This is a genomic window from Streptomyces sp. SID9727, from assembly GCF_010550605.1.
Classification (GTDB): Bacteria; Actinomycetota; Actinomycetes; order Streptomycetales; family Streptomycetaceae; genus Streptomyces.
This window is the reverse complement of record NZ_JAAGNI010000530.1, coordinates 1-7,380: the sequence shown is the minus strand read 5'-3', so window position 1 is coordinate 7,380 and position 7,380 is coordinate 1. Positions and strand designations below refer to the sequence as shown.

Below are 7,380 nucleotides of genomic sequence, written 5' to 3'. Positions count from 1 at the left end.
GCCGGCCGGCTGCACGCGCGGCTCGTCGCGGACCCCGGGCTGTCGGGCCATGACGTGGGCCGGACGCTGGCCCTGGGCCGTACGGCGTTCCGGCACCGCGCGGTGGTGCTGCCGGGCGACCGCGCCGGGCAGGTGGCCGCGCTGGCGTCGCTGGCGTCGGGGAGCAGAACGGCGGGGGTGGTGCGCGGTGCCGCGGCGGGAGCACCGTCCACTGCCTTCCTGTTCACCGGGCAGGGCAGCCAGCGCCCGCGCATGGGCGCCGGGTTGTACGAGTCCCGGCCCGTCTTCGCCAAGGCGCTGGACGAGGTGTGCGAGGCGTTCGAGCCGCTGCTGTCGCGTCCGCTGAAGGGCCTGCTGTTCGCGGACGAGGGCAGTGCGGAGGCGGCACTGCTGGAGCGCACGGAGTACGCGCAGCCGGCGCTGTTCGCCGTGGAGACCGCCCTGTTCCGGCTTCTGGAGCAGTCGCTTCCCGCGCCGGGGCAGGTCGCCGGGCACTCGATCGGCGGGCTCGCCGCCGTGCACGCGGCCGGGGTGCTGTCGCTGGAGGACGCCTGCGTGCTGGTCGCCGCGCGGGGGCGGCTGATGCAGCGGATGCCGGACGGCGGCGCGATGGTGGCGTGCGAGGCGTCGGAGGAGGAGGTGCGCGAGGCCCTTGCCGGGTATGCGGACCGGGTGAACGTGGCGGCGGTCAACGGGCCGCGCTCCACGGTGGTTTCGGGTGACGCGGACGCGGTGGCGGAGGTCGCCGGGGTGTTCCGGGCGCGGGGGCGCAGGACGCGCGCGCTGCGGGTGAGCCACGCGTTCCACTCCCGGCACATGGACGGGGCGCTCGACGAGGTGCGGGCGGTGGCGGCGGGGCTGCGGTTCCACGAGCCGCTGATCCCGGTCGTCTCGGATCTGACCGGACGCCGAGCCGGCCTGGACGAGCTGCGGGAGCCGGACTACTGGGCGCGTCAGCTGCGTTCACCGGTGCGCTTCGGGGACGCGGTGGCGGCGCTGGCCGAAGGCGGCGCGGAGGCATTCGTGGAGGTGGGGCCGGACGCCGTGCTGACCCCGCTGGTGGCGGCCTGCCTGCCGGGGGCCGCGCCGTTGGCGGTGCCGTCGCAGGTGCGGGACCGTCCCGGCGAGGAGACGTTCGCGGTGGCGCTCTCGACGCTCCACGCGGCGGGGGCCGGGGTGCGGTGGGAGAGCTGGTACGCGGAGACGTCGGCGGCTCCGGCCGAGCTGCCGACGTACCCCTTCGAGCACACGCACCACTGGTGGCCGGTCCCGGCGGGCCGGGCGCCCGAGGTGCGGCACGCACCGGAGACCGGGCCGGCGCCGGCGCCGGCGCCGCAGGACGGCGGTTCGCTGCTGGACCTCGTACGGCTGCACGCGGCGGATGTGCTCGGTCACGCGTCACCGGAGTCGATCGCGGCCGAGGACAACTTCCTGGACATCGGCTTCTCGTCGTTCACCGCGCTGGAGGTCCGCAACCGGCTCTGCGAGGCGACCGGTCTGGTGCTGCCGCCGGTGCTGCTGTTCGAGCACCCGACTCCGTCGGCGGTGGCCGGGTTCATCCGGGACGAGCTGGCCGCCGCATAGCGGGGCTACGAGGAAAGCCGGGGCCCTTCGGACAGGGCCCCGGCTTTCCTCGTACGTAGGACGTGTGCGGGTGGATCACCAGGTGACGGGGAGGCGGAACACCCCCTGGACGGATCCGCCCGGCTTGACGCCAAGGGCTTCGAGGGGTTCTGTCAGCCGCAACGTCGGTATGCGCACGGCGAGTTCGCGCAGGGCGATCTCCAGCTCGGCGCGGGCGAGGTTCTGGCCGATGCACTGGTGGACGCCGTAGCCGAAGGCGAGGTGGTGTCGGGTGCCGCGCCGGACGTCGAGTGTGTCGGGGTCGGTGAAGACGTGCGGGGAACGGTTGGCCGCCGCGTTCGGGAGGTAGACGCCGTCGCCCTCCTTCACCACCACCCCGCCGATCTCGATGTCGGCTGCCGCGACCCGCTGGAGTTCGTCGGCGACCGAGAGGAAGCGCAGCAGTTCCTCGACCGCCCCGGCGGCCACATCGGGGTCATCGCGCACCTCCGCCAGCTGGTCGGGGTGTTCGAGCAGGGTGAGGACGCTCAGGCCGATCATGTTGGCGGTCGTCTCGTGGCCGGCGACCAGCAGGAACATCGCGATGGAGGCCAGTTCCGGGCGGCTCAGCTCTCCGGTGGTCAGCCGGTCGGTGATCAGCTCGTCGAGCAGGCCCTCCCCCGCCTCGGCCTCCTTGGCGGCGATGAGCTGGTCGAAGTAGCCGACCAGGGCGGCACTGGCGGCGGACGCCTCCTGCGCCGTGCTCGTCGCCTGCACCATCCGGCTCGTCTGCTGCTCGAAGAATTCGTGGTCGGAGTACGGCACGCCCAGGAGTTCGCAGATCACGGTGGACGGGACCGGCAGCGCGAACTCGGGCACCAGGTCAGCGGTGGTCCGTCCGCCGGCGAGCAGGGCGTCGATCTTCTCGCCGACGACGCGGCGGATCGCGGGCCGCAGCGAGTTGACGCGTTTCACGGTGAAGCTGGGGATCAGCATGCGCCGCTGGACGTCGTGCTCCGGCGGGTCCATCCCCACGAGAGCAGTCAGTTTGGCGGCCGCCATGCGCGGGACGAGTACCGGGAAGTCGGGGCGGGTCCGGTCGGAGGAGAGCCGGGGGTCCACGAGCAGCCGGCGGGTCTCCTCGTAGCCGGTGACCACCCAGGCCACGCGTCCGTCGTAGAGGCGGACCCGGGCGAGCGGGCCTTCCTTGCGCAGCTCCGCGTATCCGGCGGGCGGGTGGTAGGGGCAGCCGCGCGTCATGGGGAACTGAGGCAGCCCCACGGTCTCGGTGGTCACGGTGTCGATGGTCATGCGGCCCCCAGGCGCTCGGTCCACAGCCGGCTCTCCGGTGTGGGACCGGCATTGTCGGGAGGACCTGTTAAGAGGTTCTAAAGCCGCCCGCGCGTCGTCGGTCCACCGGGCCGCGAGGAGCAGGGCGGAGTCGGCGGGCGCGGCTGATGACGTGGTCGGCCGTGTCGGCGAGCGGGGCGGCGCCCCGGCCCGTGAGGCGTACGAGTCGTGTCCGAAACGCGATGCGAGGGTGCCGAGGACACGGAGTCCTCAGCCGTCAGCGCCCTCTGAGGCTGTCGACAGGGTCCCGACAGCAGGCCATGGAGGCCGGGCGCACACGGCACACCCGAACTATGGTGTCCCACCACATACGCCCCTGACCTGGGGCTTCCTACGGTATGGCGACACCGAAACGTCCCCACCCCCTGCCTGGAAGTGGTGCGCATGGCCGCCGCAACAATCTCCCCGACGCCACCCAACTCCCTCAAGAAGATCGTCGCCGCCAGCCTCATCGGCACGACCATCGAGTGGTACGACTTCTTCCTGTACGGGTCGGCGGCCGCACTGGTCTTCAACAAGCTGTTCTTCCCGGACTCCGAACCGCTCGTCGGCACGCTGCTGTCCTTCCTGACCTACGCGGTCGGCTTCGCGGCGCGGCCCATCGGAGCGCTGGTGTTCGGCCACTTCGGCGACCGGCTCGGGCGCAAGAGACTGCTGGTGCTGAGCCTGCTGATGATGGGCGGGGCGACCTTCGCGATCGGGCTGCTGCCGACGCACGCGACCGTCGGCGTGGCCGCGCCCGTCCTGCTCACCCTGCTCCGGCTCGTGCAGGGGTTCGCGCTCGGCGGTGAATGGGGCGGGGCCGTGCTCCTGGTGTCGGAGCACGGGGACGCGCGGCGGCGCGGCTTCTGGGCCTCGTGGCCGCAGACCGGTGCGCCGGCCGGTCAGCTGCTGGCCACCGGGGTGCTGTCGGCGCTGACCGCACTGACCTCGGACGCCGCGTTCGAGTCGTGGGGGTGGCGCGTTCCGTTCCTGCTGTCCGGTGTGCTCGTGATCATCGGTCTGTGGATTCGTCTCTCGGTCGACGAGTCCCCGCTGTTCAAGGAGGCCCTGGCCCGCGCCGACGAGCGGAAGGCCGCTTCGGGCGCCGCGGAGAAGATGCCGGTCGTGGCCGTGCTGCGGCACCACTGGCGCGACGTGCTGGTCGCCATGGGGGCGCGGATGGCGGAGAACATCAGCTACTACGTGATCACCGCGTTCATCCTCGTCTACGCGACGAACGCGGCGGACCTGAGCAAGCAGACGGCGCTCAACGCGGTGCTCATCGCGTCGGCCTTCCACTTCGCCGTGATCCCGCTGTGGGGCGCGCTCTCCGACCGGATCGGACGCAAGCCCGTCTACCTGGTGGGGGCGGTCGGCGTGGGCCTGTGGATGTTCCCGTTCTTCGCGCTGATCGACACCCGGAGCTTCGGGAACCTGCTGCTGGCCGTCGCGGTCGGGCTGTTCTTCCACGGGGCGATGTACGCGCCGCAGGCGGCGTTCTTCTCGGAGCTGTTCGCGACCCGGATGCGCTACTCGGGCGCGTCGATCGGCGCGCAGTTCTCGTCCGTCGCGGCGGGCGCGCCCGCTCCGCTCATCGCCACGGCCCTGCTCGCCGACTACGACAGTTCGACGCCCATCGCCCTGTACGTGATCGCCGCCGCGCTCCTCACGGTGCTGGCCCTGGTCTGCGCCAAGGAGACCCGCCTCCGGGACCTCGCCGAGATCGGGCCGGCGCCCGGGACGGCGGCCGCGGCGCCCCGGGACGCCGCGCCGATCGTCTGACCCCGGGGTCCGGGAAGCGCGGGAGCCGGGCGGTCCGTCCGGCTCCCGCGTCGTGTCTACCGCTGCGGGGCGGTGGACTCGAACCAGGTGGGCCCGTCGGTCAGCGCCTGCTTGATCCGCAGCAGGGCGAACTCGGCCAGGTCGGGCAGCGCGTCCACGGAGAACCAGCCCACCTCCAGCGACTCGTCGTCGTTGACCCGGGCCGTGCCGCCGGTGGCGCGGCAGCGGAAGGTGATGTCGAGGAACTGGCAGCGGTCGCCGTTGTCGTACTGGATGGGCGGCAGCGCCTGGGTGAGGACGACCCGCTCCGCCACGCAGCGCACGGCGGTCTCCTCGTACACCTCGCGCTCCGCCGTCGTCGCGGGCTGTTCGCCCGGCTCGGAGATGCCGCCGATCACGGACCACTCGCCGGTGTCGGCGCGCCGGCCGAGGAGCACTCTGCCCTCGTCGTCGAAGACGACGGCGGTGACGCCGGGCAGCAGGAGCAGCTGCTGCCCGGCGGTGGCGCGGATCTCGCGGATGAAGTCAGGAATGGCCATGTGCCGACCCTACGCGGCGTGCGACCGGTTCAGCGGACCCGTCGGGCGCGCACCGCCAGGGCGCCCGCCCAGCCCAGTGCGCCGAGCGCGAGCAGGATCAGGACGCCCTCGGGCAGCGGTCCCATCCGGGTCGCGGGGGTCAGTGAGGAGCGCAGCGGCACCTCGTCGACCAGGGCGTCCGGGGTGAACATCCTCGTCTTCTCGGCCACCGTGCCGTCCGGGCGGATGATCGCGCTGACGCCGCTGGTGACGGGGACGACGACGGCCCGGCTGTGCTCGACGGCGCGCACCCGGGACATGGCGAGCTGCTGGTAGGTCATCTCGCTGCGGCCGAAGGTGGCGTTGTTGCTGGGGACGGCGATCAGCTGGGCGCCGTGCTCGACCGTGTCGCGTACGGCGTCGTCGAACGCGGCCTCGTAGCAGGTGACGAGCCCGGTGTAGGTGCCGGCGAGGTCGAAGACGCCGACCTTCTCGCCGGGACCGAAGTCGCGCCGCACCCGGTCGACGTCCGAGCTGAAGACGCGGACGAAGGACCGCATCGGCATGTACTCGCCGAACGGCTGGATGTGCCGCTTGTCGTACGTGGCGACCGGGCCCTTGTCCGGCTGCCACTGGATGAGGGTGTTGCGCAGGGGACCCGAGTCGGGCTCGATCACCGCGCCGACGACAGTCGGCGCCCCGATCGCCTTCACGGCGTCGTCGATGACGATCCGCGCGTCCGGGTTGCGGTAGGGGTCGAGGTCGGAGGAGTTCTCCGGCCACAGGACGAAGTCCGGCTGCGGGACCTTGCCGGCCTTCACGTCCCGGGCCAGCTGCTCCGTACGCTTCGCGTGGTTGTCCAGGACCGCGCGCCGCTGGGAGTTGAAGTCGAGGCCGAGGCGGGGCACGTTGCCCTGGATCGCGGCGACGGTCGCGGTGCCGTCCTCGGCCGAGTCGTCCACGAGCGGCAGCGCGGCGAAGGCCGCGGCCACGGGGACGAGGACGGTCGCCGCCGCCGCGACGGCGGCCCCGCGGCGGAACTCACCGGCGGACCGGTAGCGGGCGAAGCGGCGGACCGCCTCGAAGAGGCCGAAGCCGCAGAGCACCACGGCGAAGGAGAGCAGCGGGGTGCCGCCGAGCGCGGCGAGGGGCAGGAAGACGCCGTCCGCCTGGCCGAAGGCGATCTTGCCCCAGGGGAAGCCGCCGAAGGGCACCCGCGCGCGGACCGCCTCGTCCAGCGTCCAGACCGCGGCCGCCCACAGCGGTCCGCCGGGGAGCCGGGAGACGGCGGAGATGCCGACGCAGCCGACCGCGACGAACAGTGCCTCGGCGGCGGCGAGGGCCAGCCACGGCACCGGGCCGACCTCCTCGCCGGTCCAGTGCAGCAGGGGCAGCATGAAGCCGAGCCCGGCGAGCAGCCCGAGCCCGAGGGCGGCGCGGGCCCGGCGCTCGGACAGCACCCAGCCGAGCAGGGCGAAACCGGGCAGAACGAGCCACCACAGGGGCCGGGGCGGGAAGCTGAGGTACAGCATCACACCGGCGAGGACGGCGGCCCCGGGCCGCACGAGGCGCTTCGGCAGCCCGCCGGTCCGGGGGGCGGGGGCAGGGCTCTGCGATTCGCCGACGTGGGCGATGGTGGTGCTCACCCGGCGGAGTCTACGGTGACCGCCCGGCCACGCGGGAGCCCCGTCCCGATGGCGGAATCACGACCACCGCATCATTTCTCCGCATCTTCCGCCCCTAGGGCCGATGCGGCCGTTAGCCTGTGTGCCAGTCCCCCGCCGACGGGCCGGCTCCGGCCCTCGCGTACGGGACGGTCACAGGCCGGGGGACGGACGCGATGGCTGATTCAGTGCGGCGGGGGAACGCTTCCGATGCCACCGGTGCGCTGATCCTCGCCGCCTGCGCGGTGTGGTCGCTGATCAGCGCGGCGGGTCGGGAGACCCGGCCCGAAGGGGTGCTGCTCGCCCTGCTCGCCGTCGCGGCGGGCTTCGCCTGCGGGCGCATCTGCGGCACGCTGCTGCCGGTCGCGACCGCCACCGGCGCCGCGCTGGCGGCCCTGCTCCTCGCTCTTCTCTGGCGGCACGGCATGCCGGGCGCGACGGCCACCGAGGACCATGCGCCGGGGCAGACCGCCGCCGTAGCGGCCCTGCTGGTCCTCGCCGCCGGGTGCGCGTGCTGCGCG

The 7,380-nt window shown here is 73.2% G+C and carries 5 protein-coding genes and 1 pseudogene; 3 read left to right on the top strand and 3 right to left on the bottom strand.

The window, feature by feature from the left end; translation table 11 throughout:
* On the top strand, positions 1-1,584 hold a 1,584-nt coding region (locus tag G3I41_RS36185), incomplete at its 5' end, for an acyltransferase domain-containing protein (protein ID WP_164404761.1).
* A gap of 75 nt (positions 1,585-1,659) precedes the next feature.
* Here the strand turns inward: G3I41_RS36185 and G3I41_RS36180 are convergent.
* Entirely contained in the window at positions 1,660-2,874 is a 1,215-nt protein-coding gene (locus G3I41_RS36180; RefSeq protein WP_164404760.1) for a cytochrome P450, read from the bottom strand.
* A 423-nt stretch (positions 2,875-3,297) separates the two neighbouring features.
* Here G3I41_RS36180 and G3I41_RS36175 point away from each other — a divergent pair, with 423 nt between their 5' ends.
* A complete protein-coding gene (locus tag G3I41_RS36175) occupies positions 3,298-4,677 on the top strand; it encodes an MFS transporter (protein WP_164404759.1) in 1,380 nt (459 codons plus the stop codon).
* A gap of 56 nt (positions 4,678-4,733) precedes the next feature.
* On the opposite strand, the gene G3I41_RS36170 is transcribed toward G3I41_RS36175, so the two are convergent.
* Positions 4,734-5,216: an NUDIX domain-containing protein gene (locus G3I41_RS36170; protein ID WP_164404758.1), complete on the bottom strand. Its 483-nt coding sequence runs from the start codon at positions 5,214-5,216 to the stop codon at positions 4,734-4,736.
* A gap of 29 nt (positions 5,217-5,245) precedes the next feature.
* Positions 5,246-6,841 (bottom strand): apolipoprotein N-acyltransferase, encoded by a 1,596-nt coding sequence (gene lnt, locus G3I41_RS36165; protein ID WP_164404757.1) that lies wholly within the window; start codon positions 6,839-6,841, stop codon positions 5,246-5,248.
* A gap of 194 nt (positions 6,842-7,035) precedes the next feature.
* Between lnt and G3I41_RS36160 the strand changes: the two are divergent.
* Positions 7,036-7,380 (top strand): annotated as a pseudogene (locus G3I41_RS36160) (O-antigen polymerase); the annotation flags it as partial.